Annotated in this window: 14 protein-coding genes; 7 read left to right on the top strand and 7 right to left on the bottom strand. The window is 68.2% G+C overall.

Annotated features, from left to right (window positions below; translation table 11 throughout):
• Nucleotides 1-6: 6 nt before the first annotated feature.
• The gene (locus AB4Z55_RS20335) at nucleotides 7-888 is read right to left on the bottom strand and encodes an SGNH/GDSL hydrolase family protein (protein WP_369520398.1); all 882 of its coding nucleotides are present in this window, start codon (nucleotides 886-888) and stop codon (nucleotides 7-9) included.
• A 158-nt stretch (nucleotides 889-1,046) separates the two neighbouring features.
• On the opposite strand from AB4Z55_RS20335, the gene AB4Z55_RS20330 reads away from it, so the two are divergent.
• Nucleotides 1,047-1,913, top strand: a complete 867-nt coding sequence (locus AB4Z55_RS20330; RefSeq protein WP_369520397.1) for a DUF559 domain-containing protein — start codon at nucleotides 1,047-1,049, stop codon at nucleotides 1,911-1,913.
• A 68-nt stretch (nucleotides 1,914-1,981) separates the two neighbouring features.
• On the opposite strand, the gene AB4Z55_RS20325 is transcribed toward AB4Z55_RS20330, so the two are convergent.
• Both AB4Z55_RS20325 and AB4Z55_RS20320 read right to left on the bottom strand, forming a co-directional pair.
• Nucleotides 1,982-3,139, bottom strand: coding sequence for an acyl-CoA dehydrogenase family protein (locus AB4Z55_RS20325; protein WP_354559955.1), 1,158 nt, complete (start codon nucleotides 3,137-3,139; stop codon nucleotides 1,982-1,984).
• A 58-nt stretch (nucleotides 3,140-3,197) separates the two neighbouring features.
• Nucleotides 3,198-4,394, bottom strand: coding sequence for an acyl-CoA dehydrogenase family protein (locus AB4Z55_RS20320; RefSeq protein ID WP_064569346.1), 1,197 nt, complete (start codon nucleotides 4,392-4,394; stop codon nucleotides 3,198-3,200).
• A 378-nt stretch (nucleotides 4,395-4,772) separates the two neighbouring features.
• Here AB4Z55_RS20320 and AB4Z55_RS20315 point away from each other — a divergent pair, with 378 nt between their 5' ends.
• The 4 genes from AB4Z55_RS20315 to AB4Z55_RS20300 all read left to right on the top strand — a co-directional run bounded on the left by AB4Z55_RS20315 (nucleotide 4,773) and on the right by AB4Z55_RS20300 (nucleotide 10,297).
• Nucleotides 4,773-6,197: an MFS transporter gene (locus tag AB4Z55_RS20315; RefSeq protein WP_354559956.1), complete on the top strand. Its 1,425-nt coding sequence runs from the start codon at nucleotides 4,773-4,775 to the stop codon at nucleotides 6,195-6,197.
• A gap of 161 nt (nucleotides 6,198-6,358) precedes the next feature.
• Nucleotides 6,359-7,492: a thiolase family protein gene (locus AB4Z55_RS20310; RefSeq protein ID WP_354559958.1), complete on the top strand. Its 1,134-nt coding sequence runs from the start codon at nucleotides 6,359-6,361 to the stop codon at nucleotides 7,490-7,492.
• Nucleotides 7,493-7,827: 335 nt separating this feature from the next.
• Nucleotides 7,828-8,592: an SDR family NAD(P)-dependent oxidoreductase gene (locus tag AB4Z55_RS20305; RefSeq protein WP_354559960.1), complete on the top strand. Its 765-nt coding sequence runs from the start codon at nucleotides 7,828-7,830 to the stop codon at nucleotides 8,590-8,592.
• Between the two features lie 58 nt (nucleotides 8,593-8,650).
• Nucleotides 8,651-10,297: a class I adenylate-forming enzyme family protein gene (locus tag AB4Z55_RS20300; RefSeq protein ID WP_354559961.1), complete on the top strand. Its 1,647-nt coding sequence runs from the start codon at nucleotides 8,651-8,653 to the stop codon at nucleotides 10,295-10,297.
• A 54-nt stretch (nucleotides 10,298-10,351) separates the two neighbouring features.
• Here AB4Z55_RS20300 and AB4Z55_RS20295 read toward each other — a convergent pair whose 3' ends face one another.
• Nucleotides 10,352-11,536 (bottom strand): acyl-CoA dehydrogenase family protein, encoded by a 1,185-nt coding sequence (locus AB4Z55_RS20295; RefSeq protein WP_064569379.1) that lies wholly within the window; start codon nucleotides 11,534-11,536, stop codon nucleotides 10,352-10,354.
• A 150-nt stretch (nucleotides 11,537-11,686) separates the two neighbouring features.
• Between AB4Z55_RS20295 and fabG the strand changes: the two genes are divergently transcribed.
• Both fabG and AB4Z55_RS20285 read left to right on the top strand, forming a co-directional pair.
• Nucleotides 11,687-12,448 carry a 3-oxoacyl-ACP reductase FabG gene (gene fabG, locus AB4Z55_RS20290; protein ID WP_064569351.1) on the top strand — a complete coding sequence of 254 codons (762 nt, stop codon included), beginning with the start codon at nucleotides 11,687-11,689 and terminating at the stop codon, nucleotides 12,446-12,448.
• 52 nt (nucleotides 12,449-12,500) lie between these two features.
• Nucleotides 12,501-13,724 (top strand): acetyl-CoA C-acetyltransferase, encoded by a 1,224-nt coding sequence (locus AB4Z55_RS20285; protein ID WP_354559963.1) that lies wholly within the window; start codon nucleotides 12,501-12,503, stop codon nucleotides 13,722-13,724.
• 58 nt (nucleotides 13,725-13,782) lie between these two features.
• Here AB4Z55_RS20285 and AB4Z55_RS20280 read toward each other — a convergent pair whose 3' ends face one another.
• The 3 genes from AB4Z55_RS20280 to AB4Z55_RS20270 all read right to left on the bottom strand — a co-directional run bounded on the left by AB4Z55_RS20280 (nucleotide 13,783) and on the right by AB4Z55_RS20270 (nucleotide 16,466).
• Nucleotides 13,783-14,655, bottom strand: a complete 873-nt coding sequence (locus AB4Z55_RS20280; protein ID WP_239400825.1) for a LysR family transcriptional regulator — start codon at nucleotides 14,653-14,655, stop codon at nucleotides 13,783-13,785.
• An 8-nt stretch (nucleotides 14,656-14,663) separates the two neighbouring features.
• Nucleotides 14,664-15,566 (bottom strand): LysR family transcriptional regulator, encoded by a 903-nt coding sequence (locus AB4Z55_RS20275; protein ID WP_354559965.1) that lies wholly within the window; start codon nucleotides 15,564-15,566, stop codon nucleotides 14,664-14,666.
• 138 nt (nucleotides 15,567-15,704) lie between these two features.
• Nucleotides 15,705-16,466 carry a crotonase/enoyl-CoA hydratase family protein gene (locus AB4Z55_RS20270; RefSeq protein WP_004022627.1) on the bottom strand — a complete coding sequence of 254 codons (762 nt, stop codon included), beginning with the start codon at nucleotides 16,464-16,466 and terminating at the stop codon, nucleotides 15,705-15,707.
• Nucleotides 16,467-16,493 lie beyond the last annotated feature (27 nt).

Here is a 16,493-nt window from a genome sequence, read left to right as displayed (position 1 = left end):
GCCGGGCTAACGGCGGATGGCCCCGTTGACCATGGCCGCGAAGGCGACGGCGCCCGCCTGGTTGACGTGGAAGGGCAGCGCGATGCGATTCGACAGCGAGCTCTCGTACCAGGGGTTGATCAGGTTGCACGCATCGTGGCCCGCCGATCGCCGGTTCGCGTCGATGAAGGTGCCGCCGACCTCGGTCGACGCCCGCCAGAGCGCGCCGTTGGCACGGTTGAAGACCTCGCGCATCCATCGGGCGTCGGGGTCGCTCAGCGGTACGAGCGGCCAGCATCCGCTGAAGCCGATGAAACCACCGAGCCCGACGACGATGATCTGGGCCTTCGGCGCCTTCTGCCGGATCGCACGCAGCGCCGGGGTCACCCGGTTCTCCATCAGGTCGATCCGCCACCGGACCTCGTTCTCGAGGGCGCGGTTGTGGCGACAGCGGCGGTCGGTGAACGCGGGGGTCCGGCACTGGTTCAGGATCGCGTTCCACCGCATGTCGTTGCCGCCGATGCTCACGGTGATCAGTTGCGCATCACGGGGGACCAGGTGCAGCTGGATCGGTTTGGTGCCGCCGCTGGTGTGCTGCGGGGACCGGTACAGGTGTGTCGCCTGCGCGCCCGCACACGAGGCGTCGATGAAACGCCGCGGCAGGGTCGCCCCGGCGACGAGGGTCGGGTAGTTGAACGCCGACCGCTTGCATCCCGCGAAGTACGCCGGGGTCGGGGTGTAGAAACTCCCGGACGCCCGCGAATCGCCGAGCGCGACATAGGTGCCGCCGGTGTAGCGCATGGGGGCGGCCTGCGCGGGCGCGGCCACCGCCGCCATCATCGACACCACGAACGCGGTGACCAACACCGTCGCCGACACCTGGAATCCGCCCCGGACAAACCCCACCACGCACACCACTTCCGCTACCCGCCGATTGCTCAGGAAATCTTAAGACAACGACCCCGGGTCCGGCCGCAGAGTGCGGGATCGGTCTCGGAAGTCGGCACAAATACCGCACTTTGCCGCGGACGTGGAACCTGCACGGTTCGGCGTGCGTCTACCTGTGCATGGCCACTGCACCTGCCTTGCGGGCATTCGCTCTGGCGCGCGACGGCGTTGTCACCGCGGCCGAAGCCGGCGAGCACGGTCTCAGTCGCGGCGCGATCGGACGGCGGGTGAACTCCGGTGAGTGGGTTCGTGCGAGTTCCGGCGTCTATCGGCTGGCCGATCATCCGGTGACCGCGAGGACCCGGACTCGCCTGGCCACTCTGCAGGTCTCCGCAGACGCCGTACTCAGCGGACTGTCGGCCGCATGGTGGCACGGTCTCGTGACCACACGGCCGGCGACGACAACCGTCACCGCTTCGCGGAGTTGGCACGGTTCGCCGGTGAAGGGGACGCTCGTCGTGCGAAGAAACCTCGACGAGTCCGACGTCGTGGTCGAGAAGGGCCTCACGGTGACGGCCGTGCCGCTGTCCGTCCTCGAGGGTGCCATCGAAGGAAAGATCGACGTGCTCGACCGCGCCTTGCAGGACAAGAGGGTCACCGTCGATGCTCTGGTGCAGACGTATCAGCGTCGACGACGCTGCCGAGGTGCACACGAGATGGCGAAGATGCTCGCGCTCCTGGGTTCTGGTGCTCGTTCGGTCGCCGAGCGGCTCGCTGTGGAACTGTTCGGCGAGCACGAGATCACGGGCTGGGTCGCGAATCACCCGGTGTCCGGCTACGAGATCGACTTCGCCTTCATCGGCAGAAAGGTTGCGGTGGAGATCGACGGAATGGCGCATCACCGCGACGCGGCCGCCTTTCAGCCTGACCGCACCCGCCGCAACACGCTCATCGCCCTGGGGTGGACGGTACTCAACTTCACTTGGGCAGATCTGGTCGAGCGGCCCGGTTACGTTGCGGCGCAGGTGCGCCGAGCGATCGCCTGATGGTCCTCACAGAGTGCGGGATTCGTACTGGAAACCGGCACGAATCCCGCACTCCGCTGGCGCTACACCTACAGGCCGAGATCCTTGGCGATGATCGTCTTCATGACCTCGCTGGTGCCACCGTAGATGCGGGTGACACGGGTGTCGGCGTACAGCCGGGCGATCGGGTACTCCAGGACGTAGCCGTACCCGCCGTGCAACTGCAGGCACTTGTCGATGACCTTGCCCGCCGTCTCGGTGGCGAACAGCTTCGCGCGGGCCGCGTCCGGGACGGTGAGCTCGCCCTCGTTGTGGAGTTCGAGTGCCCGGTCGACGAATTGCCGGATGGCCTCCACCTCGGCGGAGCACTCGGCGAGTACGAACTTGGTGTTCTGGAACGCGGCAACGGGTTTGCCGAAGACGTCGCGCTCCTTGGTGTAGGCGATCGCGTGCTGGACGGCGGCGGCCGCGGTGGCCGACGCCCCGATGGCGATGGTCAGCCGTTCCTGCGCGAGGTTGTGCGCCAGGTAGGAGAAGCCCGCGCCCTCCTCGCCGAGCCGATCCTCGACGGGAACCCGGACCGAGCTGAACGAGAGCTCGGCGGTGTCGGAGGCCTTGAGTCCGATCTTCTCGATCTTGCGACCCACCGCGAAACCCTCGGATGCGGTGTCGACGACCAGGATCGACAGCCCCGCACGACGATTCGACTCGTCGAACGCCGCGGTTCGGGCGACCACCAGGATGCGATCGGCCAGCGCTCCACCCGTGATGAACGTCTTCGCGCCGTCGAGTACGTAGTGCGACCCGTCCTCGGACAGCTTGGCCGTGGTCGAGATGTTGGCGAGGTCCGAGCCGGTTCCGGGTTCGGTCATCGCGATGGCGAACATGAGTTCGCCGGAACAGAATCCGGGCAGCCAGCGCTGCTTCTGCTCGGCGGTGGCGTACTCGACGAGGTAGGGGAGGATCAGGTTGGAGTGCACCGAGTAGCTGCCGAAGGTGACACCCGCGGCCGAGGTCTCCTCGGCTATCACCATCGAGTAGGTGAAGTCCGAGACACCTCCGCCGCCGAACTCCTCGGGCGCTTCGATACCCAGGACGCCGAGTTCGCCCAGCCGGTTGTAGAACTCGCGCGGCGGATGCCCCTGCTTCTCCCAGTCGTGGTAGACGGGCGCAACCTCTTTGGCGATGAAGTCCCTGATCGTCTTGCGGAAGGATTCGTGGTCCTCGGTGAAGATGCGGCGCTGCATGTGATCCCTCGAAACTGTTGTGGGCGGGTGGTTCTGACGACGTTCATCGCTGCGGCGGTCATCGCTCCCGATACTCGCGCAGCAGTCCCTTGGAGATGATCTGTTTCTGGATTTCGCTGGTGCCCTCGCCGATCAGCAGGAATGGCGCGTCGCGCATCAGCCGCTCGATCTCGAATTCCTTCGAATAGCCGTAGCCACCGTGGATTCGGAAGCTGGCCTGCGTGACCTCGGCGCAGTACTCGCTGCACAGGTACTTGGCCATCCCGGCGGCGACGTCGTTGCGCTCGCCGGAGTCTTTCAATCGCGCCGCGTTGACCATCATCAGGTGCGCGGCCTCGACCTTGGTCGCCATCTCGGCCAGCGAGAACGCGATGGCCTGATGTTCGGCGATGGGTTTGCCGAACGTGGATCGCTGCTGTGCGTACTTCACGCCGAGTTCGAATGCGCGCTGGGCGATTCCGCAGGCGCGCGCCGACACGTTGACCCGCCCGACCTCGACGCCGTCCATCATGTGCGCGAAACCGCGGCCGGGTTCGCCGCCGAGGATGTCCGTGGCCGGCGCGCGATAACCGTCGAAGATCAGCTCGGTGGTGTCGATGCCCTTGTAGCCCATCTTGTCCAGCTTGCGCGGGATCGTCAGGCCGGGCAGCACCTCGCCGAATCCGGCGGGTTTCTCCACCAGGAACGCCGTGAGGTTCTTGTGCGGCCGTTCGCTGCCCTCGTCGGTACGGACCAGAGCGGCAACGAGAGTCGACGACCCGCCGTTCGTCAGCCACATCTTCTGCCCGCTGATGACGTATGCGTCGGCTCCGTCCCGCTTCGCGATGGTCTTGATCGCCGCCACGTCCGACCCGAGTTCCGGTTCGGACATCGAGAACGCGCCGCGGACCTCACCGGTCGCCATGCGTGGCAGGAACCGTTGCTTCTGGTCGTCGGTCCCGTGCTGGCGGATCATGTACGCCACGATGAAATGGGTGTTGATCACCCCGGACACGCTCATCCACCCGCGAGCGAGTTCTTCGACGCACAGGGCGTAGGTGAGCAGTGACTCGCCCAGCCCGCCGTACTCCTCGGGGATCATCAGGCCGAACAGGCCCATCTCGGCCATGCCGTCGACGATGGCTTGTGGATACTCGTCGGCGTGCTCGAGCTCCTGCGCGGCGGGGATGATCTGTTTGTCGACGAACGAGCGGACGTTGGCCAGGATCTCCGTCTGGATCTCGGTGAGGCCCAGGGTCTGCGCGAGGCGGGTCATGGTGGTGGCTTGTCTCCGAAGTCGGTCGGGGTGCGAACGCACCATCGGCGGCGAAGTGGCGTGCGACTCCACACGGTCCGTCTCACAGCATGCACGCCTCGACCTCGGCGAGGTAGTCGCCGTGAACTAAGGGAGCGATAGCGCGTGCCAATGAAACGAGGGGTGCCGAACGCACCAACGCTAAGTCTCCGATAGGGCCTGCCAATGACCCCAGCTCGCGCCGGCGCGGGCCTGGACACATAGGCAGGCGCAGTCGGATCGTTTGCCGAGCGAACGTTGTCAGTGGTGTTCACGCGCGGTTTGAATCAGGACAGATGTGATCCACCCCACTCGGCGATCGCATCGTCACCCAGACCACTCGTCGGAAGAGGTATCACCATGCCGGTCACGACCACCTCCGGATCAGGACCCGGGAAGAGGCCCGCGTTCGCGGCGCGCGCCTCATCCGGAGAGGCCACGCAGACCACCGACTTCGAAGCGGGCCGGACCCCGCGGGGCCTCGGCCCGCGCGGCGAATCCCGCGCCGGCGCCTGGGGTCTCACGGCTCTGCTGGTGAGCCTCTACGTGATCAACTACGCCGACAAGGCGGTGCTGGGCATCATCGCGCAACCGCTCCGCGAAGAGCTGGGCCTGAGCTCGTCCCAGATCGGTCTCGTCGGCAGCCTGTTCTTCCTGACGTTCACGATCGGCGGCTTCTTCGCGGGACTGCTCAACCGCTGGATGACCCTGCGCTGGTCGCTGGTCCTGCTGGCGCTGTGCTGGGCCGCGGCGATGCTACCGATGGTCATGGTGGCGTCGTTCGCGGTCCTCATCCTCAGCCGGCTGTTCCTCGGTCTCGCCGAAGGTCCGAGTTCGGCGCTCCTGCACACCGCTGCCTACTCCTGGCACCCCCCGGCCCGACGCGCGCTGCCCGGCGCACTCCTCGCCGGGGCGGCGTCGATCTCGAAGATCGCGATCGCTCCGCTGCTCGCCGTGATCACCGTGAGCTTCGGATGGCGTTGGGCGCTGATCTCCCTCGCCGCCGGCGGCCTCGTCTGGTGCGTCGTCTGGCTGTCGACCTGGCGTAACGGCCCGTACATCGCGAGCGGCAAGGCGTCCAAGAAGACGCCCGCCGCGAGCGCCGATGCCGAACCGGCGACGCCGTGGATCTCGATCTTCCGCTCGCGCACCTTCGTCACCGGAGCCCTCGTGGTCATGAGTGTCTACGCGCTGGTCAGCGTCGTGCTGACCTGGCTGCCGTCGTACTTCGAAGAAGGACTGGGCTACAGCCGGCTGCAGTCCGGGTCGATGTTCGCGTTCCCCTCGATCGTCGGCCTGGTCCTGATGGTGCTGAGTTCGATCACGAGTGACCGGATGATCTCGAAGGGGGCGACGTCGCGGATGCTGCGCATCGTCGTGCCGTCGGTCGGGGTCCTCGTCTCGGGCGTCCTGCTGTTCCTGCTGCCCTCGGTCGGCACCCCGATCATCGCGGTAGCGATCCTGTCGATCGGCTATGGCTCCGCGGCCACGGTGTTCCCGCTGTTCAACGCCGCCGTCGCCGAGATCTGCCCGCCCCGGCAGACCGCGGGCACGCTGGGCGTCTTCCTGGCGATCATGGCGATCGGCGGTCTCGTCGCGCCGTACGCCACGGGTGTCATCGTCGACGCGGCCGCCACACCCGCCGAGGGCTACGCCACCGCGTTCCAGGTGCTCGGGATCGTCGCCGCGGTGTGCGCGCTACTCGCCCTGGTGTTCGCCGATCCCGAGCGGGACCGTGCCCGGTTGCGTCCGCACGCGCCGGCCGTCGAAGGCGCCACACCGTGACCTACGCGTCCCATAGGCAGGGCCTCATCGACTGTGAGTGTGAATCGACTTGTCTGCCAAGCGCCCCGGTGGTCGGCTCGTCACAACGGGCGATCGGCGTCCGCCGGCGTCGTGCACGCCGGACACAACCACATCCCTTGCCCTGACCTCGAGGAGTCCCCATGCGTGATGCAGTGATCGTCGACGCGGTCCGCGCGCCCATCGGCCGCCGCCGCGGCGCCCTGTCCGGTATCCATCCCGCCGATTTGTCGGCCCACGTACTCGAGGCGCTCGTCGAGCGGACCGGCCTCGATCCGGCCGTCGTCGACGATGTGGTGTGGGGTTGTGTCAGCCAGGCCGCCGAACAGGCGGGCAATGTCGCGCGGACGGCCGTACTCGCCGCCGGCTGGCCCGAGAGTGTCCCCGGGACCACCGTGACCCGTGCCTGCGGATCGAGCCAGCAGGCGGTCAGCATGGCGGCCGCGGCGGTTGCGTCGGGTCAGCAGGACGTCGTGATCGCCGGCGGTGTCGAGTCGATGAGTCGGGTGCCGATGGGCAGCGCGGCACCGAACGGCGAGCATCAGCCGCCCACGGTCCTCGACCGCTACGGCGTCGACAAGTTCAGCCAGGGGATCGGCGCCGAGATGGTCGCCGCGAAATGGGGATTGGATCGCACCCGTCTCGATGAGTACTCGCTGCGATCGCATGAGCTCGCCGCGCAGGCGGCCGACCGCGGCGCGTTCGACGCCCAGCTGGCCCCGATCCCGGGAGTGCTCGAGGGCGACGAGGGAATCCGGCGCGGTGGCACCCTCGAGTCGCTCGCCAAGCTCAAGCCGGCCTTCAGCGAGGACGGCGTCATCCACGCCGGCAACTCCTCGCAGATCTCCGACGGATCGGCTGCCCTGCTGATCATGTCCGCCGAGACCGCGAAGTCGCACGGTCTCACGCCGATCGCCCGAATCCACACCGCGGTCGTCGCCGCCGACGACCCGGTGATCATGCTGACCGGACCGATCCCGGCCACGGCGAAGGCACTCAAGCGCTCCGGGCTGTCGATCGACGACATCGGGGCCTTCGAGATCAACGAGGCTTTCGCCCCGGTGCCCCTGGCCTGGCAAGCCGAGACCGGCGCCGACATCGAGCGTCTCAACCCACTCGGCGGTGCGATCGCCGTCGGCCATCCCCTCGGCGGATCCGGCGCGATCCTCATGACGCGGCTCGTCCACCACATGCGCGACAACGGCATCCGGTACGGGCTGCAGTCGATGTGCGAAGCCGGCGGCATGGCCAACACCACCATCCTCGAACTGCTCTGACGGCAGAGCCTCCGCTCCGGCGGCGCGAGGAGCGGTGGGCCCCCTTCGCTCCCTGAGGAGCGTCCGGAGCTTGCGGAGGGCGCGCCTGTTCTCGCTCCCTGAGGAGCGTCCGGAGCTTGCGGAGGGCGCGTCACGAAGGGTCTGCCACGCACCTCGCCAGGACCCTTCGTGACGCTCGCAAGCTCGCTCCTCAGGGAGCAGGGTTGGGCTCGCAAGCTCGCTCCTCAGGGAGCAGGGTTGGGCTCGCAAGCTCGCTCCTCAGGGAGCAGGGTTGGGCTCGCTTCGCTCGCTCCTCAGGGAGCACGAAAAATCACATCGAAAGGTACTTAATAACAATGGAACTCAAAGGACGCTCGATCGCGATCACCGGTGGCGCATCCGGTCTCGGTCTCGCAACCGCCCAACGTGTCGTCGACGCCGGTGGGCTGGTCACCCTGATCGATCTGCCGACCTCGGACGGGCAGGCCGTGGCCGACGGACTCGGCACCGCTGCCTCGTTCGCCGCCGCCGACATCACCGATGCCGAACAGTTCGCCGCCGCACTCGATGTCGCCGACAACCGCGGAGGTCTGCGCGGACTCGTGCACTGTGCCGGAGCCGGCCGGCGGATGCGCATCCTCGACAAGGAGGGCAAGGCGGGTTCGGTCGAGGACTTCGAATTCGTCATCAAGCTCAACCTCGTCGGGTCGTTCCATGCGCTCGCGCTCGGCGCGGAACGCATCGCGCGGCAGGAACCGGTCGACGGCGAACGCGGCGCCATCGTCATGACCGCGTCGGTCGCGGCGTTCGAGGGACAGATAGGCCAGATCAACTACGCGGCGTCGAAGGCGGGCATCGTCGGGATGACGCTGGTCGCCGCGCGGGACCTGGCCAGCAAGCTCATCCGTGTCAACACCATCGCGCCGGGCACGATGGACACGCCGCTGCTCGCGCGTCTGCGCGACGACGTGCGCGATGCGCTGGCCGCGAGCATCCCCAACCCCGCACGGCTGGGGCGTCCGGAGGAGTTCGGCCGGCTCGCGGCCTCGATCCTGGAGAACTCCTACCTCAACGGCGAGACCATCCGCCTCGACGGGGCGATCCGGATGGCGCCGAGGTAGCCGGAGCCGGCACGAACGATTCGGCACTCCCACAACGCCTCTCGAGAGGAACATCGCGATGTCTGCCCCGACGCCCACCACTCTCCGCTATCCCGAGACCACGATGGCGGTACTGCCGGCGAGTATGGCGGCCCTGTACGGCGATCGTGCAGCCGTCGTCGACGGCGCGACGACGCTCACGTTCGCCGGGCTCGACGCACGGTCGGCCGCGGTGGCGTCGGCGTTGCGCTCCGCGGGGGTCGCCGATCGCGATGTGGTCCTGCTGTACCTGACCAACAGCGTCGAGTTCGTCGTCGCCTACTACGGGTCGTTGCGCGCGGGCGCATCCGTGACCCTGGTCAATCCGTTGCAGCCCGTACCGGGTCTGCGGCGTCAGATCGCGGAAACCGGTGCGGTGGTGGGTTTCACGCAGGTCGAACAGTCCGGGCGTCTCCTGGAAGCCGCCGCCGGTACGAGGTTGACGACGGTGGTGACGGTGGACGGGGCCGCGGATGCGCGGGACGGCATCGACACCGTCCCCCTCGCGGAGTTCGTCGCCGGGCATGGTGCGGCACCGCAGGTTTCGACCACGAGCGACGACGTCGCGCATCTGGCCTTCACCGGTGGCACCACGGGTGTGTCCAAGGGCGTGCGGGTCCTGCATCGCAACGTCCTCGGCAACGTCACGCAGATGATCGGCTGGCGGGCGGGACATTCCGTCGAGGTGGGTGCCGACGGGCTCCTGACGTTGGCACCCCGGTCGGCGGAGAACCCGGGGGTCGTCCCCGGGCACGCGGCGACGGTCGTGGTGTCCCCGCTGTTCCACGCGCATGCCCTCATCAACATGTCGTTTCTCCTTCTGTGCGGCGCCACGCACGTGTTCGCCGGTCGTTTCGAACCCGGACGGATGCTGGCCCTCATCGAGGAGCACCGGGCGTCGTACGTGACGGGTAGCCCAGCGATGTGGCACGCGCTCGCCGTGCACCCCGACGTCTCCGCGCGGGACCTGACCTCGGTGCGGGTCGTCTCCTCCGGCGCCGCACCGATCGACCATGTGACTCTCGAGCAGCTCCAAAAGGCGTTCCCGGCAGCGGCGATCGTGGAGGGCTACGGCCTCACCGAGGCGACATGCCTGGTGTCCTCGGCGCCCCTGACGTCCGCGGGACGATACCGGCTCGGCAGTGTGGGTCTGCCGACGTTCGACACCGAGATCGAGATCCGCGCCGTCGACGATCCGACCGTCGTCCTCGCGCCGGGGGAGAAGGGGCAGTTGTGGGTGCGTGGACCGCAGGTCACCGACGGCTACCTCGATCACCCCGACAAGACGGCCAAACAGTTCGTCGACGGGTGGCTCGACACCGGTGACATCGCCTACCGCGACGCCGACGGGTACCTCTACATCTGCGACCGCGCGAAGGACATGCTGATCTACAAGGGCTACAACGTGTATCCGCGCGAGCTCGAGGAGATCCTGGTGACGCATCCCGACGTCGAGGCGGCCGCGGTCGTCGCCCGGGAGGCGGGTGCGGTGGGTCAGGAACCGGTCGCCTTTCTCGTCGCCCGGGGCGGTCATGTCATCGACGCCGATGCGGTGTCGGACTTCGTCGCGGCACAGGTGTTGCCGTACAAGAAGATTCGCGATGTGTTCGTCGTCGACGAGCTGCCAACGTCGGCGGCGGGCAAGGTCCAGAAGGTGGCGTTGCGGGAGCGCCTGGCGAAAGCCTGAGGTCCCGGGCGCCGGCGCACGAACGAGGCGCCGGCGCGGCGCACGCCGGCGGGGTCAGCGTTGCGCGCGCTTGACCAGGTTGCGCCCGATGATGAGTCGCTGGATCTCGCTGGTGCCCTCGTACAGGCGGAGCAATCGCACCTCGCGGTAGATGCGCTCGACCGGGACGTCGCGCATGTAGCCGCTGCCGCCGTGGATCTGCACGGCGAGGTCGGCGACCTTGCCGACCATCTCGGTGCAGAACAGTTTGGCAGCCGACGGGGCGATGCGCCGGTCGGTGTCGTCGACCCAGGCACGGGCCGCCTCCCGGACCAGTGCGCGCCCGGCCATGACACCGGATTGCTGATCGGCGAGCATCGCCTGGACCAATTGGAACTCGCCGATGGCGGTACCGCCCTGGGTGGCGGTCGCGGCCCACGAGACAGACTCGTCGAGCGCCCGCTGGGCGGTGCCCACCGAGAGTGCGGCGATATGGACCCGGCCGCGGGCGAGGCTCATCATCGCGGCCTTGTAGCCCACGTCCTCACTGCCGCCGACGAGGGCCGAATCCGGCACGCGGACACCGTCGAAGTGCACGTCGGAGGTCCAGGCGCCCTCCTGGCCCATCTTGCGATCCTTGGCTCCGACGCTGAGCCCCGCGGCATCGGCGGGGACGAGGAACACCGCGATGCCGGTGCCGGCGTCGTCGGCCGGCCGGGTTCGCGCGAACACGACGAACAGATCGGCCAGCGGGGCGTTGGTGATGAACCGCTTCTCGCCGGTGATCACCCAGTCATCGCCGTCGCGGACGGCTTTCGTGCGCAGTCCGGCCGGGTCGGACCCGGCCCCCGGTTCCGTCAGCGCGAACGAGGCGACCACCTCGCCGGACGCGATCTTCTCCAGCCAGGCGGTCTTCTGTTCGTCGGTGCCGAAGTGGACGAGGACCTGGCCGGCGATGCCGTTGTTGGTGCCGAACATCGACCGCAGTGCCAGGGACGTGTAGCCCAGCTCCATCGCGAGTTCGACGTCCTGGGTGAGGTCGAGGCCGAGGCCGCCCCATTCCTGTGGGATGGCGTAGCCGAAAAGGCCCATGTCCTTGGCTGTTTGGCGGATGTCGTCCGGGATCGCGTCGGTGTCGAGGATCTCCTGCTCACGGGGAACCACCGCCTCGCGGACGAACGCACGCGTCGCGGCGAGGATGTCGGCGAAATCCTCTGGGCCCACCTGGGAGGTCGTGGCTGGTTGCATCACACCGGTCATGAAACCACTCTGGCGTGTCCGCCTGCGACCGTCCAATACGAAACCGGGATCGATCCGATAGCCGCTGCGTATGAGCGCGGAGGGGTTCGACGGCGCCGGATCTCGATAGATTGAGGTCACTCAACCGTTCCCGGAAGGACGACACCACACATGGCTCCCAGCACCACCGCCGAGTTGCTGCTCGAAGGACGCACCGCCGTCGTGACCGGCGGCGCGCAGGGCATCGGTCTCGAGATCGCCCGGTCGTTCGTCGGCGCAGGCGCCCGAGTCGTCCTCGGTGATCTCAGCCTCGACGCCGCGCAGGCCGCCGTCGACGAACTCGGCGGCAGCGAGGTGGCCCGGGCGGTGCGGTGCGACGTCGTCGACGCGGGCGAGGTCGACACACTGCTCGCGACGGCGGTCGAGGGCTTCGGATCCCTCGACGTCCTGGTGAACAACGCGGGAATCACCCGGGACGCGACGATGCGGACGATGACCGAAGACGACTTCGACCAGGTCATCTCCGTGCATCTCAAGGGCACCTGGAACGGGACGCGCAAGGCGGCGGCGATCATGCGCGAGGCCAAGCGCGGTGCGATCGTGAACATCTCGTCGTTGTCCGGCAAGGTCGGCATGGTGGGACAGACCAACTACTCGGCGGCCAAGGCGGGCATCGTCGGACTGACCAAGGCCGCAGCCAAGGAGATGGCCCATCACGGTGTGCGGGTCAACGCGATCCAGCCCGGCCTGATCCGGTCGGCGATGACCGAGGCGATGCCGCAGAAGGCGTGGGACCAGAAGATGGCGGAGATCCCGATGCGACGCGCCGGTGAGGTCGGTGAGGTCGCGAGCGTGGCCCTGTTCCTCGCCTCGGACATGTCGTCGTACATGACGGGCACCGTCCTCGAGGTCACCGGCGGTCGCTTCATGTGACGGTCCGCGCCCACCGAACCCCGCACGCTTCTCTTCACCCGAAAGGTCACCCATGCGCGACGTCGTCATCTGCGAACCGGTACGCACCCCCATCGGCCGCTACGGCGGAATGTTCACGAGCCTCACCGCCGTCGACCTCGGGGTCGCCGCGCTGACCGGAATGCTCGACCGCACGGGGCTCGACCCGGAGAAGGTCGAAGACGTCATCCTCGGACATTGCAACGGCAACAGCGAGGCGCCGGCGCTCGGTCGTGTGATAGCACTCGACGCCGGATTGCCGATCACGGTGGGCGGCATGCACATCGATCGACGATGCGGCTCGGGCCTGCAAGCCGTCATCCAGGCCGCCTACCAGGTGTCCGCGGGCGACAACGACCTCGTCGTCGCGGGCGGGGCCGAGTCGATGAGCAATGCGTCGTTCTACTCCGTCGACATGCGGTGGGGTGGGGCCCGCACCGGTATCGCGATGCACGACAGCCTCGTTCGTGCTCGCTCGACCGCCGGCGGCAAGAACTATCCGGTGCCCGGCGGGATGATCGAGACGGCCGAGAACCTGCGCAAGGAGTACGAGATCTCCCGCGCGGAGCAGGACGAGCTGGCTGTGGCATCGCACGAACGAGCGGTCCGCGCCCAGAAGGACGGCATACTGGCCGAGGAGATCATCCCGGTCACGGTGCCCGGCCGCAAAGGCGATCAGGTCATCGACACCGACGAACATCCGCGTCCCGATGTCTCGGTCGAATCGCTGTCGAAACTGAAGCCGATCATGGGCACGACCGATCCGGACGCGACCGTGACGGCGGGCAACGCCAGTGGCCAGAACGACGCCGCGTCGATGGCGATCGTGACCACACCCGAGGTCGCGGAGAAGCTGGGCCTACGTCCACTGGTGAAGCTGGTGTCCTGGGGTCTGGCGGGGGTACCGCCGCGCACCATGGGGATCGGACCGGTACCCGCGACCGAAAAGGCGCTCGCGAAGGCCGGACTGACACTCGCCGACATCGACGTGATCGAGTTGAACGAGGCCTTCGCGGCGCAAGCGCTGGCGGTGACGCGCGAGTGGGGATTCGGCCGGTTCGGCGCCGGTGGCGACTTCGAGCGCACCAACGTCAACGGTTCGGGTATCTCCCTGGGACACCCCGTCGGCGCGACCGGCGGCCGCATGCTGGCCTCGCTGGCCCGCGAACTGCACCGTCGAGATGCGCGCTACGGGCTGGAGACCATGTGTATCGGCGGCGGCCAGGGACTCGCGGCGGTCTTCGAGCGCGTCGCCTGACACCGAGACTCACCGGGCCCCACCTGATCCGCACCGGTGGGGCCCGGTGTTCCACCCGTCATCCCGCCGATTCGCGCACGAGGTCGACGAATGCCTGGCCGACGGCCGACAGAGACGGCGGGTGGAAAGCGATCGCGAAGGGACGCACTACATTCGGCTCGATCTCGCGGATGACGACCGGTTCGTCGGCCGACTCCGCGACCGACCGCTCGAGGAGCGTACCGCCGATCCCGGACTCCACCATGGGAAGCCGTTCCTCGCGGATCTCCGACAGTACGGCCAGCGGTGGCCGGACGCCCGCGACTCGGATGGCCTCCTCGAACTCGTCGGCCACCGAGTAGCCGCGCGGCACGAAGACCATCGGGATCGACGGCAGGTTGTTCAGCGGGATCGGGCCATCGGGCACCTCGGTACCGGGTGGGTAGACCAGCACGTGTTCGTGTTCGCCGATCACGATCACCTCGAGATCGTCACCGGCGATGGGCAGGTGGGCGACGGCGAACTCGCAGTGACCGTCCTCGATGGCCGACGCGGCCCTGGTCTCGTCGCGTAATTCGCCGAGTCGCACCGACACTCGCGGATACGTGGCCCGGAACCGGGCGACGAGATCGACGACGGGCCCGACGGCGGTCGCGGCGAAGGCGAGAATGTCCAGGTGGCCGGTGAGTTCGTCCGCCGACGCGGAGAGCAGATCGTCGACGGCATCCATGTCCCGCACGATCTGCCGTGCGGGACCGACCATCGTGCGCCCGGCCGCCGACAGGACCATCCCGCGACCGATGCGGTGGAACAGCTGAACCCCGAGTTCGCGTTCGAGCGCCCGGAGTGCCTGGGACACAGTGGGTTGGGCGACACCCAGGGCCGATGCCGCACCACCGATGCCCTTGTTCTCGACCACTGCCAGGAAGTATTCGACCTGCCGCAATTCCATGGTGGAACTCACCAATCCCGTGGTTCGGCGGGATCGGGAGCGATCCCGCAGTGGACCTTCGCCGCGGAGATGAAGGCGAGTGCGGCCGGCGAGGGGAGCCCCGATCGCAGGACGAGGCCCCACGGTCGGGTCAGGGGCGGGTCGAGTGCCAGGCGCCGGAGTCCCGCGAGCTGCCGGTCGGCCACGGTACGCGGGAGAACCGTTGCCCCGGTTCCTTTCTTGACCAGACTCCACACCGCGGACGGCAACTGGCAGTCGACCACCACGTTCTTGCCGTCGTCGTCGAGGAGCCCGTCGAGAAGCGCCGCGGTGATCGGGTCGCTGTGATCGATGACGAGAGGTAACGAGCGGACCGCCGCGTGCGGTATCGGATCGGGCAGGCTGTCGGCGAGCGTGGCCGGCGCCGCCACGACCAGCTCCTGCTCGGCCATCGGGATGGCCGTGAACGTCGCGTGCTCGGCGGCCGAGTCCATGATCCCGACCTCGGCGTCGCCCGATCGCAACGCCGACAGCACTCCGGCGGGGCTGTCGGCGGAGACGACCCGAACCGACAAGCGCGGGAAACGTTCCCGGAACAGCCGGACGACGTTGACCACCGGATCCACACTGAACGCCGCGTAGGTCACGACGTCCACGCGGCCGGCGCGCAACTCGCGAACCGCGTCGACCTTGGCCTTGGCTCGGTCGACGTCGGCCAGGATGCGCCGGGCGGCGACGTCGAGTTTGCGACCGGCCTCGGTGAGTTCGAGACGACGGCCGGTGCGGTCGAACAGGGTGACGCCGAGTCGCTTCTCGAGTGTCCGGATGGCCTGGGAGAGCGAGGGTTGTGAGATGTACAGCGACTGGGCGGCCTTCGTGATGCCGCCGTGGTCGACCACGGCGATGAAGTAGGTCACGAGGTGCAGGTCCACCCCGGTCACCTTATCCGGCGCCGGGAGCGGAGCGAGCGGGCCGAGTGGATCCGGCGCCGGGAGCGGAGCGAGCGGGCCGAGTGGATCCGGCGCCGGGAGCGGAGCGAGCGGGCCGAGTTGATACGGCGTCCGGGGAGGTCACTTACCCGTCCATCGCGGCGCCCGCTTCTCGGCGAAGGCGATGGCGCCCTCCTTGGCATCGTCGGAGGCGAACACCGGGCCGAGGAAGTCCCACTGCTTCTTGATCAGTTCGGGATCGGTGTAGCGGATCGCCATCGAGGTGACCTGTTTGGTCGCCCGGACGGCGAGGGGGCCGTTCGCGGCGATGACGGCGGCCAGTTCGCGGGCGCCGGCGAGTGCCTCACCCGGTTCGGTGACCCGGTTGACCAGCCCGAACTGGTGCGCGCGTTCGGCGGTGAGCGGTTCGCCGGTCAAGGCGAGTTCCATCGCGACCTGGTACGGCAGGATCTTCGGCAGGCGGAGCAGCCCACCTGCTGCGGCGGCGAGCCCGCGCTTGACCTCGGGGATACCGAATTTGGAGTTGTTCGCCGCGACGACGAGGTCGGCCGACAACGCGAGTTCGCACCCACCTGCCAGCGCCCAGCCTTCGACGGCGGCGATGAGTGGCTTGGTCGGCGGCGAATCGGCGAGCCCGCCGAATCCGCGGCCTTCCAGCGACACCACTTCGCCGCGCGTGAAGGCCTTCAGGTCCATCCCTGCGCAGAACGTCCCGCCGGCGCCGGTGAGGATGCCGATGGTGAGGTCGTCGCGTGCCTCGAGTTCGTCGATGGCGGCGGCGATGCCCTCGGAGACCTCGCGGTTGACGGCGTTCTTCGCTTCGGGGCGGTTGATCGTGATGACGGCGACGCCGTCGGCGAACTCGGTGAGCACTGCACTCATGGGGACTCCTGGATCGGTGGGTGGAGC

The organism is Gordonia sp. ABKF26 (genome assembly GCF_041103195.1).
Taxonomy (GTDB): Bacteria; Actinomycetota; Actinomycetes; order Mycobacteriales; family Mycobacteriaceae; genus Gordonia; species Gordonia terrae.
This window is presented reverse-complemented; position numbering and strand designations above follow the sequence as displayed.

Bases quoted from the DNA above. Each gene is read 5' to 3' on its own strand.
- AB4Z55_RS20325 (WP_354559955.1), bottom strand. From the start codon at position 3,139: ATGCAGCGCCGCATCTTCACCGAGGACCACGAATCCTTCCGCAAGACG.
- AB4Z55_RS20320 (WP_064569346.1), bottom strand. From the start codon at position 4,394: ATGACCCGCCTCGCGCAGACCCTGGGCCTCACCGAGATCCAGACGGAG.
- AB4Z55_RS20310 (WP_354559958.1), top strand. From the start codon at position 6,359: ATGCGTGATGCAGTGATCGTCGACGCGGTCCGCGCGCCCATCGGCCGC.
- AB4Z55_RS20280 (WP_239400825.1), bottom strand. From the start codon at position 14,655: ATGGAATTGCGGCAGGTCGAATACTTCCTGGCAGTGGTCGAGAACAAG.
- AB4Z55_RS20300 (WP_354559961.1), top strand. From the start codon at position 8,651: ATGTCTGCCCCGACGCCCACCACTCTCCGCTATCCCGAGACCACGATG.
- AB4Z55_RS20315 (WP_354559956.1), top strand. From the start codon at position 4,773: ATGCCGGTCACGACCACCTCCGGATCAGGACCCGGGAAGAGGCCCGCG.
- AB4Z55_RS20270 (WP_004022627.1), bottom strand. From the start codon at position 16,466: ATGAGTGCAGTGCTCACCGAGTTCGCCGACGGCGTCGCCGTCATCACG.
- AB4Z55_RS20305 (WP_354559960.1), top strand. From the start codon at position 7,828: ATGGAACTCAAAGGACGCTCGATCGCGATCACCGGTGGCGCATCCGGT.
- AB4Z55_RS20285 (WP_354559963.1), top strand. From the start codon at position 12,501: ATGCGCGACGTCGTCATCTGCGAACCGGTACGCACCCCCATCGGCCGC.
- AB4Z55_RS20295 (WP_064569379.1), bottom strand. From the start codon at position 11,536: ATGACCGGTGTGATGCAACCAGCCACGACCTCCCAGGTGGGCCCAGAG.
- fabG (WP_064569351.1), top strand. From the start codon at position 11,687: ATGGCTCCCAGCACCACCGCCGAGTTGCTGCTCGAAGGACGCACCGCC.
- AB4Z55_RS20330 (WP_369520397.1), top strand. From the start codon at position 1,047: ATGGCCACTGCACCTGCCTTGCGGGCATTCGCTCTGGCGCGCGACGGC.